Origin of the sequence: Paenibacillus sp. 2RAB27, from assembly GCF_052115445.1 — a bacterium.
Lineage (GTDB): Bacteria > Bacillota > Bacilli > Paenibacillales > NBRC-103111 > Paenibacillus_E.
Genome location: NZ_JBFRGR010000048.1, coordinates 13960 through 36632, shown reverse-complemented (window position 1 = coordinate 36632; position 22673 = coordinate 13960). Strand labels below are relative to the sequence as shown.

23 protein-coding genes are annotated in these 22673 nt (G+C 43.6%); 17 read left to right on the top strand and 6 right to left on the bottom strand.

Going from position 1 to position 22673, the window contains the following annotated elements:
- Positions 1 to 830, bottom strand: an 830-nt coding sequence (locus AB4114_RS32720; RefSeq protein ID WP_441992164.1) for a zinc dependent phospholipase C family protein, incomplete at its 3' end; no start/stop codon positions are given.
- A 191-nt stretch (positions 831 to 1021) separates the two neighbouring features.
- On the opposite strand from AB4114_RS32720, the gene AB4114_RS32715 reads away from it, so the two are divergent.
- A complete protein-coding gene (locus tag AB4114_RS32715) occupies positions 1022 to 3196 on the top strand; it encodes a PAS domain S-box protein (protein ID WP_441992163.1) in 2175 nt (724 codons plus the stop codon).
- A 74-nt stretch (positions 3197 to 3270) separates the two neighbouring features.
- Here AB4114_RS32715 and AB4114_RS32710 read toward each other — a convergent pair whose 3' ends face one another.
- A complete protein-coding gene (locus tag AB4114_RS32710) occupies positions 3271 to 3501 on the bottom strand; it encodes a hypothetical protein (protein ID WP_171630687.1) in 231 nt (76 codons plus the stop codon).
- Positions 3502 to 3813: 312 nt separating this feature from the next.
- Between AB4114_RS32710 and AB4114_RS32705 the strand changes: the two genes are divergently transcribed.
- The 5 genes from AB4114_RS32705 to AB4114_RS32685 all read left to right on the top strand — a co-directional run bounded on the left by AB4114_RS32705 (position 3814) and on the right by AB4114_RS32685 (position 6985).
- The gene (locus AB4114_RS32705; RefSeq protein ID WP_441992162.1) at positions 3814 to 4470 is read left to right on the top strand and encodes a deoxynucleoside kinase; all 657 of its coding nucleotides are present in this window, start codon (positions 3814 to 3816) and stop codon (positions 4468 to 4470) included.
- A gap of 118 nt (positions 4471 to 4588) precedes the next feature.
- A complete protein-coding gene (locus AB4114_RS32700; protein ID WP_441992161.1) occupies positions 4589 to 4750 on the top strand; it encodes a hypothetical protein in 162 nt (53 codons plus the stop codon).
- Positions 4751 to 4878: 128 nt separating this feature from the next.
- Positions 4879 to 5571: a copper homeostasis protein CutC gene (locus tag AB4114_RS32695; protein WP_441992160.1), complete on the top strand. Its 693-nt coding sequence runs from the start codon at positions 4879 to 4881 to the stop codon at positions 5569 to 5571.
- 25 nt (positions 5572 to 5596) lie between these two features.
- On the top strand, positions 5597 to 6589 hold the full coding sequence (locus tag AB4114_RS32690; RefSeq protein WP_441992159.1) for an NAD-dependent epimerase/dehydratase family protein: 993 nt from the start codon (positions 5597 to 5599) through the stop codon (positions 6587 to 6589).
- Between the two features lie 87 nt (positions 6590 to 6676).
- Positions 6677 to 6985 (top strand): DUF4870 domain-containing protein, encoded by a 309-nt coding sequence (locus tag AB4114_RS32685; RefSeq protein ID WP_441992158.1) that lies wholly within the window; start codon positions 6677 to 6679, stop codon positions 6983 to 6985.
- A 67-nt stretch (positions 6986 to 7052) separates the two neighbouring features.
- On the opposite strand, the gene AB4114_RS32680 is transcribed toward AB4114_RS32685, so the two are convergent.
- Positions 7053 to 7811, bottom strand: a complete 759-nt coding sequence (locus AB4114_RS32680; protein ID WP_441992157.1) for an MBL fold metallo-hydrolase — start codon at positions 7809 to 7811, stop codon at positions 7053 to 7055.
- A gap of 252 nt (positions 7812 to 8063) precedes the next feature.
- Here AB4114_RS32680 and AB4114_RS32675 point away from each other — a divergent pair, with 252 nt between their 5' ends.
- The 6 genes from AB4114_RS32675 (at position 8064) to AB4114_RS32650 (ending at position 14145) form a co-directional block, all read left to right on the top strand.
- Positions 8064 to 8324 (top strand): hypothetical protein, encoded by a 261-nt coding sequence (locus AB4114_RS32675; protein WP_441992156.1) that lies wholly within the window; start codon positions 8064 to 8066, stop codon positions 8322 to 8324.
- Positions 8325 to 8554: 230 nt separating this feature from the next.
- On the top strand, positions 8555 to 9514 hold the full coding sequence (cyoA, locus tag AB4114_RS32670) for a ubiquinol oxidase subunit II (RefSeq protein ID WP_441992155.1): 960 nt from the start codon (positions 8555 to 8557) through the stop codon (positions 9512 to 9514).
- Between the two features lie 40 nt (positions 9515 to 9554).
- A complete protein-coding gene (locus AB4114_RS32665) occupies positions 9555 to 11525 on the top strand; it encodes a cbb3-type cytochrome c oxidase subunit I (protein ID WP_441992154.1) in 1971 nt (656 codons plus the stop codon).
- Positions 11525 to 12127 carry a cytochrome o ubiquinol oxidase subunit III gene (cyoC, locus tag AB4114_RS32660; protein ID WP_441992153.1) on the top strand — a complete coding sequence of 201 codons (603 nt, stop codon included), beginning with the start codon at positions 11525 to 11527 and terminating at the stop codon, positions 12125 to 12127. Before AB4114_RS32665 ends, cyoC begins: the two co-directional genes overlap by 1 nt.
- Entirely contained in the window at positions 12128 to 12457 is a 330-nt protein-coding gene (cyoD, locus tag AB4114_RS32655) for a cytochrome o ubiquinol oxidase subunit IV (protein WP_441992152.1), read from the top strand.
- A gap of 206 nt (positions 12458 to 12663) precedes the next feature.
- Complete coding sequence (locus tag AB4114_RS32650; protein ID WP_441992151.1) at positions 12664 to 14145, top strand: L,D-transpeptidase family protein; 1482 nt, start codon at positions 12664 to 12666, stop codon at positions 14143 to 14145.
- Between the two features lie 79 nt (positions 14146 to 14224).
- Here AB4114_RS32650 and AB4114_RS32645 read toward each other — a convergent pair whose 3' ends face one another.
- Positions 14225 to 15340 (bottom strand): aminopeptidase, encoded by a 1116-nt coding sequence (locus AB4114_RS32645; RefSeq protein ID WP_441992150.1) that lies wholly within the window; start codon positions 15338 to 15340, stop codon positions 14225 to 14227.
- A 170-nt stretch (positions 15341 to 15510) separates the two neighbouring features.
- On the opposite strand from AB4114_RS32645, the gene AB4114_RS32640 reads away from it, so the two are divergent.
- The gene (locus AB4114_RS32640) at positions 15511 to 16053 is read left to right on the top strand and encodes a hypothetical protein (RefSeq protein ID WP_441992149.1); all 543 of its coding nucleotides are present in this window, start codon (positions 15511 to 15513) and stop codon (positions 16051 to 16053) included.
- Entirely contained in the window at positions 16043 to 17200 is a 1158-nt protein-coding gene (locus AB4114_RS32635) for an MFS transporter (RefSeq protein ID WP_441992148.1), read from the top strand. The genes AB4114_RS32640 and AB4114_RS32635 overlap by 11 nt, the downstream gene beginning before the upstream one ends.
- A 52-nt stretch (positions 17201 to 17252) precedes the next feature.
- Here the strand turns inward: AB4114_RS32635 and udk are convergent, their stop codons facing one another.
- Together udk and AB4114_RS32625 are read right to left on the bottom strand one after the other, a co-directional pair.
- Positions 17253 to 17888, bottom strand: a complete 636-nt coding sequence (gene udk / locus AB4114_RS32630; protein WP_171630671.1) for a uridine kinase — start codon at positions 17886 to 17888, stop codon at positions 17253 to 17255.
- Between the two features lie 501 nt (positions 17889 to 18389).
- On the bottom strand, positions 18390 to 18707 hold the full coding sequence (locus AB4114_RS32625; protein WP_441992147.1) for a hypothetical protein: 318 nt from the start codon (positions 18705 to 18707) through the stop codon (positions 18390 to 18392).
- A gap of 321 nt (positions 18708 to 19028) precedes the next feature.
- Between AB4114_RS32625 and AB4114_RS32620 the strand changes: the two genes are divergently transcribed.
- From AB4114_RS32620 to AB4114_RS32610, 3 genes are read left to right on the top strand one after another with little or no spacing between them, the layout of a single operon-like run.
- Positions 19029 to 19409: a hypothetical protein gene (locus AB4114_RS32620; protein ID WP_441992146.1), complete on the top strand. Its 381-nt coding sequence runs from the start codon at positions 19029 to 19031 to the stop codon at positions 19407 to 19409.
- Between the two features lie 8 nt (positions 19410 to 19417).
- The gene (locus AB4114_RS32615) at positions 19418 to 20953 is read left to right on the top strand and encodes an ATP-binding protein (RefSeq protein WP_441992145.1); all 1536 of its coding nucleotides are present in this window, start codon (positions 19418 to 19420) and stop codon (positions 20951 to 20953) included.
- Positions 20950 to 22515, top strand: coding sequence for a DUF3369 domain-containing protein (locus AB4114_RS32610; protein ID WP_441992144.1), 1566 nt, complete (start codon positions 20950 to 20952; stop codon positions 22513 to 22515). Before AB4114_RS32615 ends, AB4114_RS32610 begins: the two co-directional genes overlap by 4 nt.
- Positions 22516 to 22673 lie beyond the last annotated feature (158 nt).

Below are 22673 nucleotides of genomic sequence, written 5' to 3'. Positions count from 1 at the left end.
GCTTCGGTACCTCGCTGCAAGACTTGTATGGCTGCTTCTAGCACAAGGATGGCATCATCCATTGCTGTCTCCAACAACTCCCATACACTGTATGTATAGGTTTCATTCAGATCCGTTGGACAGTTCCAAGTCGTCTTGGCCTCATTAAAATAATCGCGTGGAGCGGGATGCTTCGTGTAAACCAATGGTGATATTTGACCTACTGTCAATATTCGCTTGATTCCATGCGGATCATAGAATAATCGTTGTGCACGGATCATGTCATAGTAGGCGTCGTCCCAATCGGAATCCTTCATTTGTGAGGCGATTCMCGGGTAATGGATTGCGGTTGCAGCGGTGAGGGCCGGTACAATGCCTAAGGGGAACTTTTCACCTACATATATTTCTTTCCATACGGGCGTATTCCACGTTTGGATATTGCGCTCGTGCTTGGCGTAAAGGGTATCCATGATGATTTCAAATCGTTGATGATCCCATTTCTTGAAACCAGATTTATAGAATACATAAGGATGTAAATTGCGATCTAAAACATGATGTGTCAGAAAACCAAGAACATAGAGAACCGCGGGATTGTATAAGCCACGACCTTGCACCTGTCGAACTAGTTCGAGTAGAAAGGGTCCGCAGGAATCTTTGTGCATGAGACTACCGAGTGCATTTATTTTCTTGTCTTTTTGCCAAGGTAGAAAGTTGTGGTAAAAAAGAAAATCAGGTCCTTGGCAGCCAAGAGAAAAAATGTGCCGCTGCTGTTTATCGTTTAGAACCGAAGTGTGGCCTAGTTGGTTCATCACTTTTTGACMGAAAATTAAATGTGTCCAAATATTGGGCAAGGGAGCATCCTCCTACAACGTGAGATGAAGAATAATGAACCTTTCCATTCTAACATAATGACRGAAAGCAAGGGCATATTTCGTGAACAATTTCAATCCATAATGCGCTAAGTGCAGGATTGTTTGTGGGATTGTCGAATCTATCAAACGGTGAGAATCACCATCTAAGCATGTACCATGGGGGAAAATATATGAATAAGCATTCGGAAATGGAGCTATCGTTCGATGCGATTTTTGAATTCACCACAATGGGAATGGCTCTGATTTCGCTTGAGGGTCATTGGTTGAAAATGAATCGCAGCTTGTGCGACATCGTCGGCTACTCGGAGCCGGAGCTCCTTACAACGCAAGTGAAGTCGTTAGTAGAACCTAATCAAGTGCGCCACATAGAACGTATCATGAAGAATTTACTTGGTGGAGAGTTACCTACCTATCAAGGAACGATCAATATCCTACATAAGAATTTATCTTTACTGTGCGTTGACTGGCGGATGTCAATCGTTCGAGATGCAGACAACAGACCTCAGGCCTATATTGCTCAAGTTCAGGTCCTCTCCCAACAGTCTGACATGGCACGTAAACTGGCGGAAAGTGAACAGCGCTATAAATCATTAATTGAGCATAATCCCGCAGGTATTTTGACCTGTGACATCCATGGTCGCATACAGGGTGTCAATCCAGCCATGGAAAGGATTCTAGGATACTCTGAAGATGAATTGCTCTCTCAATTTATCCATCATATTTTTCTGCAGAATAACACGAGATTCGATTCTGCTGCTGGCATCCTCATGCAAAATGATAACTATATGTTGGTGTTCCAACAAGAGAATGGCGAACAAATTGAACTAGGTGTCAAAAATGTTCCGATCATCGTTAATGATAAATTGGATGGCGTGTATTTAATCGCCAAGGATATCACACAATTCAATCGTGACCGAGAATCATTGCGAATCGCACAACAGGATCTCCATGACACCGTACGAAGACAACAGGGGATGACCTTAAAGTTCAGGGAAATAAATGGGAATTTCATCCATACTTTGTGTGACGGTGAGCTGCTTTATCGTTTGGGATTTAAGCCGTCACACATTTTAGGGAATACGCTGCATGATATTTGGCCAGCCTTTTTGGCCAGTTCCATAGAAGCTTATTACCATCGAGCATGGAATGGTGAAGAAAATGTGATGTTTGAAGCGACCTTCCGGGGGATTACCTATCTCACTTCATTGCGCCCCATTATGGAGAATGAGCGCATGGTGGAGGTTATCGGATCGTGTGTCGATATTACGGAACGCAAGAGGATGGAAACGGAGCTCAGAGAAACGAAAGAGCTTCTGGAATCTGTTATTAATAACACCACGGACGCAATTTGTGTACTGGATTTGAATTGGCGAGTAATATCAGTCAATGCGGCGCATGAGCATATTTTTGGTTGGAGTCAAGCGGAGTTAGCCCATCGAACATTACCGATTTATCCTGATTATTTGGAAAAAGAACGTAATGCTATGTATAACGAACTGCGACAGGGGAAGCAGATATCAGGGATGGAATCGGTCCGACTTCGTAAAGATGGTCAATTGATCCATGTGAGTATAACGAAAACGCCCATTAGGAACGAAAAAGGTGAAATTTTCGGATTCGCAGGTATTACACGAGATATTACTGAACGTAAGCAAACGGAGGAGCTTCTCCGTAAATCGGACAAACTTTCCGTTGCTGGACAGCTCGCGGCAGGACTTGCACATGAAATTAGGAACCCACTTACTTCGCTTCGCGGATTCTTACAGCTTCTCCAGCATGATCTGAAAGATAAAAAGCATTATTTTGATATCATGTTATCTGAATTGGATCGCATCAATTTTATCGTTAGTGAATTCTTAGTGATCGCTAAGCCGGAAGCCATAACGTATAAAAAAAGCGATTTAGTGCCAATTTTGCAATCCGTTATTGCTCTTCTAGATACGCAAGCCGTACTTTGCAACGTACAACTAATATTGGAATTCCAATCGGATATACCTGAAATTACGTGTTCGGAGATGCATTTGAAGCAATTATTCATTAATTTGATCAAAAATGCGATGGAAGCCATACCGAAGGACGGTCAAATCAAATTGATCGTTTCCTTGCATGGGGATGATCAGATTAGAGTACGGACACAAGATAATGGAATCGGGATACCAGAGGAGCGATTGAAACAGCTAGGGGAGCCCTTTTATACAACGAAAGAGAAGGGGACTGGCTTAGGTTTAATGATGTGCTTCAAGATTGTCGAAGCGCACAAAGGGACCATGAACATCCAAAGTCAAGTGGGATATGGGACGACTATTGATGTGTTCTTGCCAACGTATACGGGGGAGCATAATTGATTTCCTTGCTTTAAACACGATGGGAAGCTGAAAACCGCCGACGGGTTGAACCGGTATCGGCGGTTTTCTCATTTCTAGAATGCAATACTAAATTCCGAAGTTTCTCTTGAATACCAAGTAGAAATTGTGGTGTTATTTTCATTGTAAACTTGTACATGATCTGGCGTGTATTTGACGATAATCCCTGTAGTTACTTGGTAATAAACGCCTAATTGATCGAGTGACCATACGAACACTGGCGTTTTTGTTAGGGCAGCAGCAAATAATTCTGAATCTGTATCTAGTAGCTTCGTTCCGTAAATCATCGATACACCTCTGTCATATGGATAGTTGTTAGGTACTTATAAATAGAGACAGTATGGCAGATGAATTCATCACACTGTGTTCTTAATTTTTTTTGTTGGTTACTTTGAGGATTTCCTAAAATAGGTAGAATATGAGCGGTCGATGCGGGAAATTTTGCATGGCCAAGTGATTGGACTCTTTAGCAGCAGCTAAGTCAAACGGTAAAGGAAAAAATAGAGGGTTCCCTCGTTTTTGAATTCCTTGTATAATAGGTAAGCTTTGCTGAATTGACAGTAGGTAAATTACGAATGGGTAGAAGGAGAAAGGGGTCAATGGCAGTGATTGTGGTTGGGGGAATGATTGGTCTAGGTAAGACTTCGGTATCCACTTTACTGGGGCAAGAACTAAATTCGAATGTTTTCTATGAGAGTGTCGATGATAATCCGATATTACCGCTATTTTACACAGCATCACCGGAAGAAATCGAAAAGCATCGGTATCCGTTTTTGCTGCAATTGCACTTTTTGAATACGCGTTTTAAGGCCATTAAACAGGCATTAGTACATAACAGAAATGTACTGGACAGAAGTATTTATGAGGATTGGTATTTCGCCAAAGTGAACCGCGAGTTAGGACGTATTTCACAATTGGAATTTGATGTGTATGAGGGCTTGGCTGATAACATGATGTCAGAGTTGGCGGAGCTGCCTAAGAAGGCGCCTGATCTGATGGTCTATTTGAAGGCTTCCTTTGAAACGGTTATGTACCGAATCGGACTTCGTGGCCGCAGCTTTGAACAGGATCAATCGTTGGTTGATTATTATCGTCAGCTTTGGTCAGGTTATGATGACTGGGTTATGAATCATTATCATGCATCTGAAGTTCTTATCGTGGATATGGATCGCGTCGATGTCGTGAATCGCCAGGAAGATGCGGTTCAACTAACTCAAGAAGTTCGGGCAAAGTTATCTGAATTGGCGATTGTGTAATATAAGTTGAAGCGAAATTTGTCGAAATGTCGAAAGACCCCCTCAAATCTGAGGGGGTCTTTCGAATGATATAGCAGCAAAGCCAACGAAACGTTGTAATCCTAGAGAAGCGAAGGTGATGAAATTGTTGTTTATCGTATGTTACAAAGGCAAGCCTATGAGTGCACCATTGCCGAAATTAGCAGCAACGGAGAAATTGTTGAAGCTTAGTCGTTCATTTGCCAATCTTGAGCTCGTCGAAGTACATCAACAACAATGGCAAACGGCTTCGAATATTTAGGTACTACATATCCTATAGGGTGACACAACTCCTTAATCCATCGATTAATGGAGTTTTTTGTGTTATCCACTTTGTGTTAGAGTATAAATGGGAATTCATAAATATTGAAAATGGAGGGATTTCGAAACATGCTATTGGAAGTAATCGCGACTACATTGCAAGATGCTGTGCGAGCTGAAGCTGGCGGCGCAGATCGGATTGAACTTGTTGCGGATTTGCGACAAGGGGGGTTAACACCCGATTTAGAGCTCGTTAAGCAAATTATATCCGCCTTGCAAATTCCAGTGAACGTGATGATTCGTCCGCATGCGCGATCCTTTCATATGTCAGAGGCGGACATCGCAACGATGCACGATTCGATCCAAGGCGCGGAGCAAGCAGGTGCCAGCGCTCTTGTATTCGGCGTATTAACACCGGATAAGAAGATTGATCGCCACAATCTTGAAATTTTGTTAGGGGCTACTTCTTTGCCTGTGACTTTTCATCGGGCCTTCGACGAAATACAAGAACAAGCAGAAGCTTTGTCAATGCTGATGTCATATAAACAAATTCAGTCCGTGCTCACATCGGGAGGCGCCGCAAGTGTTCTTCATGCTGTTGAGCAGATACGACTTCTTATGGCGATTACCCGCGGCAGTCACTTAAATATATTGCCAGGCGGAGGACTTACACTCGACAGTTTGACTTCGTTTATCGAAGCTACTGGGGTGCATAATGTCCACCTTGGCACAGCTGTAAGAGAAGATGGACGTGTGAGTGGGGCGGTTGAGGAAGAGAAGGTAAGAAAAGCGAGAACCTTATTAGATGAATCATTCAAATAAATCCGGAGCGAGGTGGAGGTAACATATGAATATTCTGATCCTTGGCGGCACCAAATTCCTAGGAAGAGCCCTGACAGAAGCGGCACTCGCGAAAGGACACAAAGTGACACTGTTCCATCGTGGTCTTCACGATGCTGCTGCATTTCCTCAAGTCCATCACATTCTAGGTGATCGGAATACCGACCTTGCTAAACTGCAAGATATGGATTGGGATGCTGTAATTGATACCAGTGGTTATGAGCCGGAGTCTGTGATAGCAGCGACCGACATGTTGAAAGTACAGGCAAAGCACTACACATTCATTTCAACTATTTCTGCGTATGCGGATTTAAAGCAGGTTCAATTGGATGAAACGGCAGCCGTGTTACAGCTCGAAKAGGCAGGAGATCCTGGGCAGCGCTACGGGGCGCTCAAAGCGGAATGTGAACAGGTTGTCCAAGCAGCATTTCCTCTTGGAGCACTCATCATTCGCCCAGGTCTGATCGTTGGACCTTATGATGCCTCAGACCGATTCACTTACTGGCCTGCTCGCTTACAACTAGGCGGTGAAGTGTTAGTTCCGCTGCCCAAAGAGCGAAAGCTTCAATTCATTGACGTGCGTGACCTTGCAGCCTGGACGATACGACTGATTGAACAAGGCGTAACGGGAACTATTCATGCGAGTGGAAATGAGTATGCCATGGAAGATGTCGTGGAAGCTTGCAGATCTACCGATAACGATGTAGAGACGACGATTACTTGGGTGACGGAAGAGTTCTTAGTCGAACAAGGGGTGGGGCCCTGGATGGAGCTGCCGCTGTGGCTTCCAAGCGACAGTTTGATCGGTATGTTCCAGTTAAACAATGCAAAAGCGTTCCAATCGGGTTTAACGACAAGAGCATTAGTAGACACCGTAAAAGATACACGGGCATGGGATCAAGGTCGAGACACTGAAATAGTTCGAGTAGCTGGATTAAAACCAGAGCGAGAGCAGGAGTTGCTGAAGGCTTGGGACGAGTGGAAGTTGGTCCAAAAATAATTTGAGATTTGTCCAATAGGCGGATGAATAGCTGCTGGAAATTGAATATAATGGAAGAGAAAACTCTGAGAAGATGAGGTGCTGTCCATGTACGATTCCACTGATATTCAAAGTAACAAGGGAATGGCGATTCTTGCGTACATTTTGTTTTTCATCCCGTTAATCGCGGCGAAGGAATCCAAGTTTGCGTGGTACCATGCCAATCAAGGACTTACTTTGTTTTTGGCATGGGTCATCGTGAATGTCGTTCTCGGCATTATCCCATTCATTGGTTGGATCCTGCAGCCGATTGCTAACTTGGCATTGGTGACTTTGGCCGTGCTGGGCATTGTTGCGGCGGCGCAAGGTCAAGTTAAACCTCTTCCTATTATCGGCAGCTATACACTTCTGAAGTAGAACGTACATAGTAGCAAGGGCTGACTACCTGTAGATCATCTACGGTTAGTCAGCCCTTTTTTGTTCACTAAGCTTCTATTGAATGTACGATTTCAGCGATTCGTTGATTCGCATTATCGGTGATTAAGCCGCCGTGGTAGCAAAGAACACTTTCGATATCGAATTGCAAAAATTTTCGCAATGATTGCAAGGCTAAGGGATAATCAGCGCAATAAGCTGGTATGGGTCCTTGAAGCTTACCTTCAGCGACAACCATGGAATCCGCGGCGATTAATGTTTTGCTTTTTTTATGATAAAGACTCAAATGACCTGGCGTATGACCAGGCGTAAGGATGACAACAATCCCACCACATCTGTCGATGATCTGACCATCTTCCAAAATGGCGTTAACCGGTGCCTTCGGCGGGTTCTCAAGGTTACGACGGAACGCCTCTCGCCATTCAGGTGTCGTGTCTGCAGGTAAATTCGCAACAGCACGTTCAATGGATTCAGGGGTTACTTTAATTAACATTATATCGCCTTGAATATAAGGTTTTTCTAGTTCAGAAGCGAATACTTCTAGGGGCTGGGAGGAATTTTCGAGAAGGGCAGGTAAACCTCCGATATGATCGATATCCTGATGTGTAAGGATGACGGAATCTAATGTTGATACATTAACGCCTAAGTTTTCTAATGTTTTCTGTAGGAGTGGAAGGGTACCAGGGTAGCCTGTATCTACAAGTACAGCTCCTTGCTCATCAACGAATAAGGCGGGATGAATGACGTTGATTCGACCCATGAGTGGAATGGATAAGTCAACGGAATAAAGTCCTTCAGAAATTTGCATGTGTAACCCTCCAATTTGGAATGATAAGTGTGAAAAGGCATGAAATTATCATTTCTGGCGCGACTCATGTCAATAAAATATTTAATTATATCATAAAACTCGATGAAAGTCAAAATTTAATTTCGTTCGTAATTTCCTTGTGTAATTTTGTCCAAATTTTGATCATCGTGTGAATAAAATATGAACAAAATCTGATTTTTGTGTTATACTAGTTTTAAAGCACTTACATTTAAGTCAGGAGTGGTGATGATAATGTCAAATAGAGCTGTGTCCGTAAATTCCGTTGAGCGTGCTGAACGAGATGTGATGCCGTTAGTGAAATTAATGACTTTTGCCGCATGGGCGTTGCTTGCTATAGGTTTAGTACTTAGCTTATTCAGTTTAGAAAGCTTCAGTGATCGCAATACAACATTAATGGTGGGTATTGGGTTCATGGTCGGAAGTGTCCACATTTATGTGATTCGTACCGCTATTCATTTGGTACATTCTCGCAATGTTTCCAAAGGCGAATGAGAACGAGGGTTCGAAGGAATACTATGCAAGCCTTTCAAGTTTGATACTTGGAAGGCTTTTTGCTGTTCATATTTTTCCAGCAGAGTCAACAAACGTTCTGTGACATTTGTTTTACATTACTACGTCGAACCGTTGACGTATTTGTTAAGTTAACTTTGTGATGGTGAACTTTAACGAACAAGATGATATGTTGATAACAGGCAGGATTTGTTGATTGGGAGGTTAAGTGGATGAAGAAGAGAAAGCTTGTACAAGCAGGAATGCTCTTCATGATGGTCGCCATCATCTTAGTACTTTCTGGCTGCAGCCAAGCTATGGTGTTGGATCCTAAAGGACCCGTTGGTGCTGAGCAGAGAGATTTAATTGTGATTGCAACTATTTTATGTGGGGTCATCCTTGTTCCGGTTCTTGTGCTTACGGGTTGGATTGTGTGGCGATATCGCGATAGCAAAAGCAATAAGGCATCGTATAAACCGAATTGGTCTCACAGTACCTCACTCGAAATCGTTTGGTGGGCTGTGCCGATCATCATTATTGTCACATTGGCTGTGGTTACGCTGAAGTATACCTATGCTTTGGAGCCGTCAAAACCATTGAAGTCGGATAAAGAACCGATTACGATTCAGGTGACATCATTAGATTGGAAATGGTTGTTTACCTATCCAGAGCAAGGGATTGCCACTGTGAATTATTTGCAAATTCCAGAAGATACACCGATTAAGTTCGAACTGACTTCGGATGCGCCGATGAATTCATTCTGGATTCCACAATTAGGCGGTCAAATTTATACAATGTCTGGCATGGCGATGACGCTATATTTGCAAGCGGATGAGATCGGACATTATTTTGGTACAGGAGCGAATTTCAGTGGTGAACATTTCGCTGACATGACGTTTGATGTGAATGCGACTTCGCGTGAAGACTTTGATTCGTTCATTGCGAAGACCAAGAAAGTCCCTACGAAGTTAACCAAAGAAGGTTACGATGAATTAGCAATGCCAGGTAAATCTGGTGTGAGATATTTCTCGGAAATCCCAGATGGACTTTTCGAACAAATCGTAACGAAATATACGAATGGGCAGCCTATTCACAATGGTCATGGGGCAGGTCATGAAAGCAAAGATACGAAGAAAAACGAAACCATGAACCATTCCCAAATGGATCATAGTCAGATGAATATGTCGAAGTAATTGATGATAGATCAGAGTTTTATGAAAGGGAGATCTGCTCATGCTGGATAAAATTAAAGAGTTTGCATCCGAGTTTTTCGTAACGGGCGATCCTATGATTCTTGGGGCCCAGGTTAGTATCGGGCTCTCGTTAGTAGCCATGGTATTCGTACTCACGTTCTTCCGAAAATGGGGTTGGCTTTGGCGGGAATGGTTGACAAGCGTCGATCATAAACGAATCGGGATTATGTATATTATCTGTTCATTAATGATGTTATTCCGCGGTGGTGTCGATGCGCTTCTGATGAGGCTGCAGCTAGCCATTCCGGATAGCCAGTTCCTACAGCCAGATCACTATAATCAAATTTTCACAACGCATGGCGTTATCATGATCTTGTTCATGGCGATGCCGCTCATGTTTGGTTTATTTAACATTGTTGTTCCTTTGCAAATTGGAGCGCGCGATGTCGCGTATCCATTCTTAAACTCATTGAGTTTCTGGATGTTCTTCTGGGGCGCCATGTTGTTCAACGTTTCCTTCGTTATTGGTGGTTCACCAGACGCTGGTTGGTTAAGCTATCCGCCGCTTTCCGAAATGTCGCATAGTCCAGGGGTAGGAGAGAACTTCTATATTTGGGGTATTCAAATTTCAGGTATCGGTAGTTTAGCAACCGGGATTAACTTTATTGTAACCATTTTGAAAATGCGTACACCTGGCATGAAGTTGATGAAAATGCCGATGTTTACATGGTCCGTATTTTCAAGTTGCATTATGATCATTTTCGCATTCCCAATCTTAACAGTTACACTTGCCTTGTTATTCCTAGACCGCTTCCTTGGTGCGCACTTCTTCACATTGGATGGCGGCGGGAATCCAATGATGTATATCAATTTAATTTGGATGTGGGGTCACCCTGAGGTTTACATCGTCGTGATACCAGCCTTCGGTATTTTCTCTGAGATCGTATCAACCTTCTCGAAGAAGAAACTATTCGGTTACAAATCGATGGTATTCGCGATGCTGATCATCAGCTTATTATCTTTCTTCACCTGGGCGCATCACTTCTTCACGATGGGTTCCGGCGCGGATGTGAATGCTTTCTTCGCGATAAGTACAATGCTAATTGCGATCCCAACAGGGGCAAAAGTATTTAACTGGCTCTTCACGATGTTCCGGGGGAAAATTCGTTTCACAACCCCGATGCTTTGGACGATTGCCTTTATTCCATGTTTTGTTGTTGGGGGGATGACAGGTGTTCTGTTGTCCGTCGCCCCCGCTGATTTCCAATTTCATAATAGTTACTTCCTGATTGCGCATTTCCATCAAGTATTAATTGGTGGGGTAGCCTTCGGATATTTCGCAGGACTCTACTACTGGTGGCCGAAAATGTTCGGCTTTAAGCTGAATGAACATTTGGGCAAATGGGCTTTTTGGGTGTGGAACATTGGTTTCTATGTTTGTTTCATGCCGCAATACTTCCTAGGATTAGACGGGATGACGCGTCGTACCTACACGTATAGCTGGGATATGGGCTGGGGTCCGCTTAACATGGTTTCAACCGTCGGCGGTTTCTTAATGGGTCTTGGTTTCATTTTCCAAGTGTGGCAAATTGCTCATTCCATTAAGTTCAGAGAACAAGATGTTACTGGCGATCCGTGGGATGCACGTACACTGGAATGGTCCATTCCTTCACCAGCACCACTTTACAACTTTGCTGTGCTGCCTAAAGCAGAAGTCGCTGACGCTTGGTGGGAAGCGAAGCAAGGGACTGGCAAGAAACAACCGAAGCCAACTACCTATGAACCGATTCATATGCCTAAAAACTCAGCAATTCCGTTTGTAATATCGCTGTTATGGTTTTTTGCGGGCTTCGGATTCGTCTGGGATTGGATGTGGCTAACCATTCCAGCGTTAATTGGTGTTGCCATCTGTATGATTGCTCGTTCCTTCAGCTATGATACGGATTACTATATTCCAGCGGATGAAGTGAAGAAGACAGAAGACGCCGCTTGGAAAGGAGTGAAGGTGTAATGGCACACACAGCTGCACATGGTGCACACGACCATGAACACGAGCATGAATCGCTCAAAACGTTCGGTTTTTGGATATTTCTGATCACAGACGTTATTTTATTCGGCTCGCTTTTTGCGACCTATATCGTCCTTCACCAAAATACGAATGGCGGACCAACACCTGAAGAGTTATTCAAGATGCCGGGAATCATCGCAGAAACTTTCATCTTGCTGACAAGTAGCTTTACAAGCGGTTTAGCTGTATTGGGTATGCACAAAGGAAATCTGAAGCAATTAATCGGTTGGTTGATTGTGACCGTGATATTAGGAGCATCATTCGTTGGACTAGAGCTCTCAGAATTCATTACCATGGTTAACMATGAGGGCGCAACAATCAGCACGAGTGCTTTCCTATCGGCCTTCTTTACATTAGTTGGCACGCACGGTTTGCACGTTTCCGTTGGTTTACTTTGGATGATTGGTCTAATTTTTCAATTGAAGCGCCGCGGGATCACAACAGTTACGAAACGTAAAGTAGAGATCATTTCCTTGTATTGGCATTTTCTGGACGTCGTTTGGATCTTCGTCTTTACGGTCGTCTATCTCATGGGGGTGATGTAAGTGAGCCAACCACATACACAATCTCATAACAATCATKGGTCGCATGGATCATTGAAATCGTATATCATCGGTTTTGCGTTATCGATCATTTTGACCATCATTCCACTTGTTGTTGTCATGAACCATATGCTTGGGAAAACGGGTACCTTAGTTTTGATTTTAGCAATGGCCGTTCTGCAATTTGCTGTGCAATTGTTCTTCTTCATGCATGTCAAAGAAGGCGAGAATGCCCGGTGGAACATCATGGCACTGCTATTTGGTCTAGTCATTCTAATAACAATCGTAGCCGGTTCCATCTGGATAATGACCTATAATACAGTCGCGCATTAGGTAGTTAATAACACGAATTAGAAGACGTTCTTAGCCTTATTTATAGGGTCTAGGGGCGTCTTTTTCTATTTGATGGCGAACGTCGATTGTTATGCCGGAAAAAGGGTTGTCTTTCCATTTCTCTCATGATACGATATGTATCAGAGATACTTACTGTATCATTCAGCTTGTGTGACTAGCTAAATTTATGAACGGAGAGGAGCCAAATGATCCGACGAAACCAACGATTCCGTAACCAACTCGATGATCACCTCGTCCATTTGCACAAGAATTTGTTCATTAGTCATGCTGATCCACTTTACCATGAGAAGGTTATTCGTTATTTGGATGCGAATTCGCCTGAAGCCCATTTCAATCTAGGGCAGAAATTTCGTGAGAAAGGGAATTGGAAGAGAGCACGGTTTCATTATAAAGAAGTGCTCAAAACCTACCCCTCGCCGTTCTATTCTGCTGCAAATCGTGCCATTMACCTCCTTGACCAGCAGCAAGCTACTCATGCTGCGAATCTAGAACAGACGCTGCCGGAGAAGCGAAAGCCTTTATTACCACCATTTATGAAAATGTTGTTGCTTGTCCTTCTAATTCTCAACGTCATTTTAGTATTAGTTTTTACTGGAGATCATGCCATTTCACGTACGATAAGTAAAATGAAAATTTGGAGTGCAGGCACGCAAGTAACTTACGAATCGGTAGACAAGCCTTTCATTTTGTATCTCTCACCAGAGATGTCACATGCAGAAATCGAGAAGAAGCTTCATGCACAAGCCTTGGTTCTGGCAAAGGAAATACCTAAGGCAACGATTCTCCTCTATGGGATTGTCACTGAGGATAACGTGGATAAAGGGAAAACGATGCTGCTCACTAATGAGGATGATATAAGGCGTGCGATGGTTATCGCAACGTATCAGCCAGAGGCAGATGCCTTGGTTCACATCCGATTTCTGAACGCTGAATTTGAAGAGCACCAACCGCTTAGCGCGATTGGTGCTAATTTAGTTCGAACCGCTTTGGCATCCTATCAAGACGATGTGGGACAAGCCCCCGCACGAATAGATGAACTCCTGCAGGATTATCCGCTGAATTATTTGAGCTTCATCCCGATTGAAGCTGTTTCGGGTTCGAATGARATCCAATCTGCCTTCAAGGGTGATGGGGGATGGGTATTTAATCCCGAAGCAGCAGATATTGCGCATATGTTCTATGCGAATGTAGTCGGAGGAGATGAGGTTCCCTATGAACCTGTTCATCTCGAAGTGAATCAGCGTGCGTATCAGTTGCAGCTTGTTAGCGGCTCCCACTTGCTTTGGGACAAAGAAATTGGACTCGGTGCTAATGGCAGCACACCTGATGGCGTTTATCGGGTCATAGAGCGAGTGCAGCAGCCCAAAGGAAAGAGAAGTCAAAGCTATGGTGATGCAGGCTTAGGACTAGGATCTATCGCGTTACACGGCACGTATGATGAGAGCTCGATCGGAGAATCGAAGTCCTTAGGTTGTATTCGATTAACGAATGATGACATACAGCAACTATTTCCTTTCGTACCGAGAGGAGCTGAGGTGCGGATACTTTCCAGTGAACGTACACCAGATCGAGTTAGTCCTATGAGTCAAATGTCAAAGTTGATCCCAACGAGTCTGCCGCAACATTCAGAATCCGCGGGAAATACTATCTTCCATTGGTTAGGCTAAAAAGCAGCTGAAGCTTACCGAGTGAATCTACTCGGAAGTCTCAACTGCTTTTTAAGTCTGTGCCTTTTCCTATAGTTAACTACATTAAGTTCTCTGGGTTAAGCTTTTCGAGCTCTGGAATGACGAAACGGCCATCCTTGCGAATGAGCACATCATCGAAATAAATTTCGCCGCCGCCATACTCTGGACGTTGAATCAGAACCATGTCCCAGTGGACTGATGAACGATTGGTATTGTCCGCAGTTTCATAGGCTTGACCTGGTGTGAAATGGATGCTGCCGTCAATTTTCTCATCGAATAAGATATCTTTCATCGGATGCTGAATGTAAGGGTTCACACCAATTGCGAATTCGCCGATATAGCGTGCGCCATCATCCGTATCTAGGATCTCATTCAGTTTCTTGGTATCGTTGCTAGTCGCATTAATGATGCGGCCATTTTCGAAGGTCAGGACAATGTTCTCAAAAGATGTGCCCGAGTAAATAGTCGGTGTATTGTAACTGATTGTACCATTTACGGAATCTTTCACAGGTGCCGTGTACACTTCGCCGTCTGGGATGTTTCGGAGTCCCGAGCAAGGAACAGCGCCGATGCCTTTGATCGAGAAGCTGAGGTCCGTCCCTTTGGCGACCAAACGGACACGATCCGTGCGCTTCATCAAATCAACGAGGGATTCCATCGCTTTTGCCATTTTACTGTAATCAAGGTTACAGACGTTAAAGTAGAAATCCTCGAAAGCTTCCGTACTTTTACCAGCCAACTGGGCCATTGACGGATTCGGGTAGCGCATAACCACCCATTTGGTATTGTTAATACGCTCATCGAAGATTGGACGTTGGAAGTACTTCAGGAACAGCTTCATTTGTTCGTCAGGCACATCAGATGATTCCGTGATGTTATCTCCACTGCGCACAGCTACATAGGCATCCATTTGTTTCATTCGAGCAAGCTCAATGGCAGACCATGTGCTGAATTGTTCTTGCGTTCCTTTCATTTGCAAGCTGCGCGTAATGGCAGGGTCACGCAATTCAATGAACGGAGTACCTCCGGCTGCATAAACCTCTTCGATTAAGCATTTCGCAAGTTCTGGATCTTTAACACCAATCATTTCAATTAATATGTTCTCACCGGGCTGCAAGCTCACGGAATATCGAATAATGTTTCGGGCAAAAGTTTGTAATCTTGGATCTCTCATCCTATAGGTCTCCCTTAATTAAAAAATACGTACCCCCAAATTATAACGTAACGTGATCTTGTAATCCAATCTGGGCAATGGTTTCATGGGGATGGAAGGGGTATACTAGGTATATGTGTAAGTAATTCCATCATACCAACGACATGCAAGATCAACTAGAGGAGGAAGCAATGGCACGAGATCAAATAAAAGTACCCTTTGGGTATGAACCCCCGGCAAATTCAGATAAGGGGACAGTCCTGGTTTTTGAGACATTTGAAGATTGGACAGAGCACGAAATGAGCGCTTGTATGGCTTGGGCAGAAGAACGGAAATTCGTTCGTGTAATCTTCTATCCACAGCATGAGGAAACACTCCGTAGAATGGATATTCGATCGGAGATGCCCTATTATGCACGTCTGAAGCATCTTGAACAACTATTGGAGGATGTAGATACGAATCTCCAAGTTGAAGTGGACAAATGGGAGGGGAAGCGTAAGAAATATACGCCACTCGATACATCACTTAACTTTTTAACGGAGAAATCCCCAGGTCCTCACTTTATTTGTATGAGCGATCGTTATGCGAACCTCTTCGTTACCTACCCATCTTTCAAAGAATGGATAAAAAAAGCAAGACTCGTCATATTTACGCAGTTCCGTGTTCCCCTTCATGGCAAGCTTAATGACTGTGCCGAGAGATGGGAAACGGTGGATTTCGGGAATGGCGTTTAAATTACTGCGATCTAATTATCAATTAACCACATTAATCATGGTCATCATCGTGGCGGGAATGAGCCAAGGGATGCTCCTGCCATTGCTCACGATATTATTAGATCGTTCTGGTATATCAACAGGTGCAAACGGTGTAAACGCGGCTGCCCTGTATATTGGGATTTTTGCGACGATGTTCATCATTGAGAAGCCTGTTCGCCGTTATGGCTATAAACCCGTCATTATGATCGGGATGAGCTTAATTATTATCGCGAATTGCCTTTTCCCAGTCTGGCAACAGGTGGGCTTCTGGTTTGTACTGCGGCTTCTAGTGGGTATTGGGGATAGCGCCTTACATTTCGCGACACAACTCTGGATAGTAGCTTCCAGTCCGAAAGAGAAGAGAGGACGCAATATCTCCCTGTACGGGATGGCCTACGGGGTTGGGTTTAGTCTCGGTCCATTAGGCATAACCCTGCTTAAAGCAGGGATTTGGGTGCCTTTTATGGTGACAAGTGCATTCTTTCTTCTCATCTTATTACTCCTAACGAGGMTGAAAAATGAAAAGCCAGAGCGAGCTGAACGTGCGGAAGCCGCGCATAAACGAGCAACAACAGTCATTTCCTTAGCATGGTTTCCGCTGATTACTTCTTTGCTCTTTGGTTACATGGAAGCAGCGATGAATAGTAACTTCCCGCTCTATGGCCTTCGGATTGGCATTTCGGAGTCTACGATAGGACTTTTACTTCCTGTAACTGGGATCGGTGGGCTCATCATGCAGTTGCCGCTGGGGATATGGAGTGACCGCGTAGGTCGTAAGCCAATTCTCATGGGTACGGCCATCATAGGGGCTTTAGCGTTCAGTTGTGTACCTTTTGTTGGGACAAACTTATGGGGACTCGGGCTTTGTTTGGGTGTAGCAGGCGGCATGGTAGGCTCCTTCTTCTCGCTAGGGTTGGCCTATGCGGCAGATATTTTACCGCGTCATTTGCTGCCAACTGCCAATATTATTGCTTCCATTCAATATAGTGTAGGGAGTATCATCGGTCCTTTAGTAGGCGGGATGGCTCTTCACTATTTGAGCGTTTTCAGTATTTTCTACTTTCTTGGCCTTGTGTACTTGTTGTTTGGCCTCTCAGGGTTCATTTTCAAAGCACGTACGGCATGAAAAAAGCCACTTTCCCTTGATAAAGGAAGGTGGCTTCTTGCCGTTTCGGATGCTAGCCGATTTCGTAATTTGCAGCTTGATCCGTCATATAGCGTTCTGTCAAAATGGTAAGGAGCGAGATACCGATTTGATTTTCTCCGCCTTCAGGAATAATGATGTCAGCGTACTTCTTGGACGGTTCGATAAATGCATCATGCATGGGCTTAACTGTCGTTAAGTATTGGTCGAAAACGGATTGTAAGGAACGACCGCGCTCATTAATATCGCGAGATAGACGACGGAGGATGCGTACATCAGGGTCTGTATCTACGAAAACCTTTATATTAAGCGCACCGCGGAGTTCCTCATCCGTTAGAACGTGTATGCCTTCAAGCAGTACAATCGGTTTAACGTCAATGCGGATCGTTTCTTGCGAACGCGCATGCCCCGAAAAATCGTAGACGGGAATGTCGACAGGCTGCCCGCTTTTCAACATATTCAGATGCTGAAGGAGCAATTCATTTTCAAAAGCACGAGGATGATCATAATTAATGCGTTCCCGCTCTTCAAAGGTCAGTCCGCTATGATGAAGATAATAATTATCTTGTGAAATTAAAGTCACATTCGTGGATCCGAGTTTTGTGATAATCGATTTTGCTACTGATGTTTTACCTGAACCGGTACCTCCGGCAATTCCAATCACGAGCATGTATGTAGTGCCTCCCCAAATAACTTGAAAACCTTCCTCCGTAGTTTAACATAATGTGTACCTAAAATGAAAAGATGGTGTCCCGAAAGCCGTTGAAGTTGCGGGAAGTATACGAATTTGGCCATTTCGGCGCTGTAAGGTTGTTTTTCATCGTTACAGCGAAGGGAGGCATACGAATCTGCTCATTTCGGCGCTGTAAGGATGTTTTTCATCGTTACAGTGAGGGAAGCATGCGAATCTGCTCATTTTGGCGCTGTAAGGATGTTTTTCATCGTTACAGCAAGGAGAGGCATGCGAATTTGGCGATTTCGCCGCTGTAAGGATGTTTTTCATCGTTACAGCAAGGAGAGGCATACGAATCTGCTCATTTCGGCGCTGTAAGGATGTTTTTCACCGTTACAGTGAGAAGAAACATGCGAAACTACCCAAAAGAGCTAAGCGCCAAAACAACGCTTAGCTCCTTTGACTAGAAATTGGATCTCCCTGAGATGTTAATACGGGTTACCGAACCTGCTTTGGCGTATGAAACTTTTCTTGATTAGCTTCAATATCCTGTGCAGCTTGGTTTAACTGTTCGAACGTTTGCTTGATTTGCTGTCCGAATTGCTCGTTGGCAAATTCAGCTAATTGTCTTTGGGCTTGCGATACCTGCTGATCTGCTTGAACAAGTGCGGCTTGAGCGGATTGAATCGCATGGGGATTGGCTTCCGTTATAGCGACTTGTAGCATATGCTGGGCGTCTTGCGCTTGAAGAATGGCATGGTCAGCGGCGTCAATGGCGTGCTGAACCGGTTGTTGATGCTGATTGGTTTCTGTCATGGGGGAAACCTCCTTAGGGTTCATAAAGACAAGGGGAAGCTATGAAAAGCGACTTTACTACATTGCACCAAAATTGGGGAAATCATTCGGATTCGGGAAATGAAATTATTTCCTGGGTAAGCGCAAAATGTGAGTGTTATCATGCGGATTCGACATTAATTGTCAGACAATTTCGAATAAATTAACTATTCTTACGATAGGGTCCATACTTACACATGTTACCAAAATAAAAGTGGACAAATTAACTGATTATTCTTAAGCTAGAGAGGATAGTTTTTTGGGCTTGTATAGATATAAAAACATCTTTATGGGGGATGACAAATGAATAAAATTAAGGGTTTGTATTTGTTAGCAGCATTAACAATCGTTATTTCTGGCTGCGGGAAAGCCAAAACGACAACGTCCAACACGCTTGCGTTTACACCAACTTTAGAAGTCGCTTATGTAGTTAAAGATGATACTGTCACCTTAGATCTGACAACCGATCTGAAGTTGTCGAAAGAACACTATGATCAACAACGTGTGGAAGGTGAAGGTCATGTTCATATATCGTTAGACAAGGGTGAGAAAATCGTAGTCACAACGAATCAAAAGGTACTGGATCATTTAACCAAAGGACCGCATGAAGTGAAGATCTCCTTACATAATAACGACCACACGCCTTACGATGTTAGCAAAACAGTAACGTTCGATGTGAAGTAGGTGTGGTGATGTCTTTTCGTCAAAAGAAATTAAGTTTACAGAAGCGGATCGTTTTCCTCGTCACAGCAGTCACAGCGGGCATGATCTCGACGATGATGGTGTTTGATACGATCAGCTTGAATCAATCGATCCGCGAAGCATATGTAAGTCAAATCAGCGGTATGACGATTGCCATCAACGGTCGTTATGAAGAATCGAGATCGGTCTCCGATATCCAGCAGATTTTCGATTACATTCAATATAAGAATAATCGTGTTATAGATATGAAGCTGTATGACAAACAAGGCAAAATCTTAGCTGCCTCGAATCGAAAAGAAGTAGGAACGATTCTGAACGCTGCGAAAATTGTGATTCCTAAACAAGACAAAACGATTGTAGATCGTATCCCGATGGCCGAGAATGATAGGCCTATCGTTCGTTTAACGGCACCACTGCAAGAAGATGGTTCAGTTGTCGGGGCCGTTGAGGTTATTTTCGACTCCTCGGAAGAGGAATTGCTGCTCAAACAAAGAACGAAACTGATTCTGTTCGTTGGACTCACCATCGCAATTATATTATCGATCTTATTATGGCTTATTCTGCGAGTCATTGTTATCCGGCCTTTAAGCCGGTTGCGTGAAGCGGCTGTCATTGTGAAACAAGGTGGAGAATTGCCAAAATTGCATTTCAAAGCTTCACCAGAAATTGCCGAGGTTTCTGATGCTTTCAATGATATGGTCAGCAATTTGGATGAACGCTATCAGGAGCTGCAGCATGTTCTGAATACCTTGCAAGTTACACAAGATCAGCTTGTTCATTCGGAGAAAATGGGGGCACTAGGTAATTTAGTTGCAGGCGTGTCGCATGAAATTAACACCCCAATTGGTATTGGTGTAACGGCTATCAGTTATTTGGATCAGAAATTGAAAGAGTTTCAAGCATTATATGAAGCAGGGAAAATGAAGAAATCCGATTTGGAGCAATTTCTATCTATTTCCCATGAGAGCATCGTGATGGTTCAAACTAACTTGGAACGAGCTTCTTCTTTAGTTAAAAGCTTCAAGCAAATTTCAGTGGATCAAAGTGTTGAGATCAAGCGAACCTTTCTATTTAAAGAATATGTGGAKGGGATTATCGCAAGTTTGAAGCCTGCTCTTAAGAAAACACATATACAACTCGACGTTTACTGCGATGATCAACTTCAATTGTATACGTACCCGGGTGCGTTATCTCAAATTATTACGAATTTAGTGATGAATTCCCTGCATCATGCTTACGATACTGAAGATGAAGGATGCTTAAGTATCCGAGTACTAGACTATCCCGATCATGTCATGCTGGCCTACTCCGATGATGGGAAAGGGATGTCAGAGGATGTGTTGGATCATATTTTTGATCCATTCTTTACAACCAGCCGCGGACAAGGCGGGACAGGCTTAGGGATGAATATCGTGTATAACCTTGTGACGGAATCGTTAAATGGTACGATTCAATGCTCAAGCGTACGAGGACAGGGCAGTTTATTTGCAATTACAATCCCCAAAGAGGAGGAAGCTGAGATATGACAAATAAAGTGGAGTCTGTCGATCAGGATGAGCTTCTTTTTGCTGCTGAGGAAGATAGCATTGCAGCAAATCTAAGGACTGTGGAACAAGACCCGTGGATCGTACTTATTGTCGATGATGAGAAGCAAATACACCAAGTAACGAAAATGGTGTTACAGGATCTTGAATTTGCCGGAAGAAAACTAGCGTTTCATAGTGCCTATTCGGCTTTGGAAGCGAAACAACTTTTGAAAGAACAGCCGGATACGGCCCTTATATTATTAGATGTCGTTATGGAATACGAAGACGCAGGTTTGCAAATTGTTAAATACATACGTGAAGAACTGAATAACCAAGCTGTACGTATTATTTTGCGGACTGGCCAGCCAGGACAAGCGCCTGAGCGAACAGTTATCATGGATTACGATATCAATGATTATAAAGAAAAGACGGAGTTAACCTCGCAGAAACTGTTTACTACGGTAGTCACGGCACTGCGTTCTTTCCGTGATATCAAAACCATTGAGAAAAGTAGAATTGGCCTGGAAGAAATTATTAAGTCTTCCGCGACTTTGTTTGAATTACAGTCCATGAAGAAATTTGCGTCAGGTGTACTGACCCAAATGACCTCTATCGTTAATTTACATAAGAATGCGATACATTGTAGTTTTGCGGTGACGAAAGGGATCGAGGACATTTACATTCTTGCGGCTAGCGGCGATTATGCGGCGAATCAAGATGCAAGAGCACGGGATGTGGTTCCCGTGGATGTTCTTGAGGAAATTGAATTGGCTTTCCATACGCGTAAAAGCAGTTTTGCTGCGGATCGTTTCATCATCTATTTTCAGAGTAAGATGGGGATGGAGAACGTGATTTACATGAACGGGTTTAACGCGCTGAGTGAATGGGAGCATTACCTCGTGGATATTTATTGCGCGAACGTTTCGGTTGCTTTTGAGAATATTTATTTGAACAATGAGCTTGAGAGTACGCAACAGGAAATCATTTATACCATGGGCGAGATCACGGAAACGCGTTCGCAGGAAACCGGTCATCACGTAAAGCGAGTGGCCGAGTATTCACGACTGTTAGCTCTGAAGTACGGCTTATCCGAGCAGGAAGCTGAAACGATTCGATTGGCAACACCGATGCATGATGTAGGCAAAGTTGGGATTCCAGATGCCATACTTAATAAACCAGGCTCCTTAACGACGGAAGAATTCGAAATTATGAAAACTCATTCTAATTTAGGCTATGAAATGCTTAAGCATTCGAATAAAAAGGTGCTGCACGCCGCGGCGATTATTGCTCATCAGCATCACGAACGATTCGACGGAACAGGTTATCCACAAGGGCTAAGTGGGGAAAACATTCACTTATATGGCCGGATAACAGCCTTAGCAGACGTATTTGATGCGCTGTGCAGCGATCGGGTATATAAGAAAGCATGGGAATTAGATCGCGTATTGGATTTATTGGAGTCTGAACGTGGTAAGCATTTTGACCCTGTCATTGTTGATCTGTTTCTAAGCAACCTTCACGAGTTTTTAGTCATCAAAGAATTGTATAAAGAAAATCGTTAATTACCTAAATGCTTGTTCACCCTTGTTCCTCGGAGCAGGGGTTTTTGGCAATTTCATGAATGTGTACCGGTATTTGAGGTTCGAAAAGTTGACGTGCACGTTAAATTTCGGCAAAAATACGGTTGAACTGGGATTTCCCCTAATTTGTCTTAGAAAGT

Excerpts from the sequence above, each read along its gene's own strand:
- AB4114_RS32705 (WP_441992162.1), top strand. The coding sequence starts at position 3,814 with ATGGCAGTGATTGTGGTTGGGGGAATGATTGGTCTAGGTAAGACTTCG.
- AB4114_RS32625 (WP_441992147.1), bottom strand. The coding sequence starts at position 18,707 with ATGACAGAAACCAATCAGCATCAACAACCGGTTCAGCACGCCATTGAC.
- AB4114_RS32645 (WP_441992150.1), bottom strand. The coding sequence starts at position 15,340 with ATGAGAGATCCAAGATTACAAACTTTTGCCCGAAACATTATTCGATAT.
- AB4114_RS32620 (WP_441992146.1), top strand. The coding sequence starts at position 19,029 with ATGAATAAAATTAAGGGTTTGTATTTGTTAGCAGCATTAACAATCGTT.
- AB4114_RS32680 (WP_441992157.1), bottom strand. The coding sequence starts at position 7,811 with ATGCAAATTTCTGAAGGACTTTATTCCGTTGACTTATCCATTCCACTC.
- AB4114_RS32700 (WP_441992161.1), top strand. The coding sequence starts at position 4,589 with ATGAAATTGTTGTTTATCGTATGTTACAAAGGCAAGCCTATGAGTGCA.
- AB4114_RS32695 (WP_441992160.1), top strand. The coding sequence starts at position 4,879 with ATGCTATTGGAAGTAATCGCGACTACATTGCAAGATGCTGTGCGAGCT.
- AB4114_RS32710 (WP_171630687.1), bottom strand. The coding sequence starts at position 3,501 with ATGATTTACGGAACGAAGCTACTAGATACAGATTCAGAATTATTTGCT.
- cyoA (WP_441992155.1), top strand. The coding sequence starts at position 8,555 with ATGAAGAAGAGAAAGCTTGTACAAGCAGGAATGCTCTTCATGATGGTC.
- AB4114_RS32685 (WP_441992158.1), top strand. The coding sequence starts at position 6,677 with ATGTACGATTCCACTGATATTCAAAGTAACAAGGGAATGGCGATTCTT.
- AB4114_RS32675 (WP_441992156.1), top strand. The coding sequence starts at position 8,064 with ATGTCAAATAGAGCTGTGTCCGTAAATTCCGTTGAGCGTGCTGAACGA.
- AB4114_RS32665 (WP_441992154.1), top strand. The coding sequence starts at position 9,555 with ATGCTGGATAAAATTAAAGAGTTTGCATCCGAGTTTTTCGTAACGGGC.
- AB4114_RS32610 (WP_441992144.1), top strand. The coding sequence starts at position 20,950 with ATGACAAATAAAGTGGAGTCTGTCGATCAGGATGAGCTTCTTTTTGCT.
- AB4114_RS32640 (WP_441992149.1), top strand. The coding sequence starts at position 15,511 with ATGGCACGAGATCAAATAAAAGTACCCTTTGGGTATGAACCCCCGGCA.
- udk (WP_171630671.1), bottom strand. The coding sequence starts at position 17,888 with ATGCTCGTGATTGGAATTGCCGGAGGTACCGGTTCAGGTAAAACATCA.
- AB4114_RS32715 (WP_441992163.1), top strand. The coding sequence starts at position 1,022 with ATGAATAAGCATTCGGAAATGGAGCTATCGTTCGATGCGATTTTTGAA.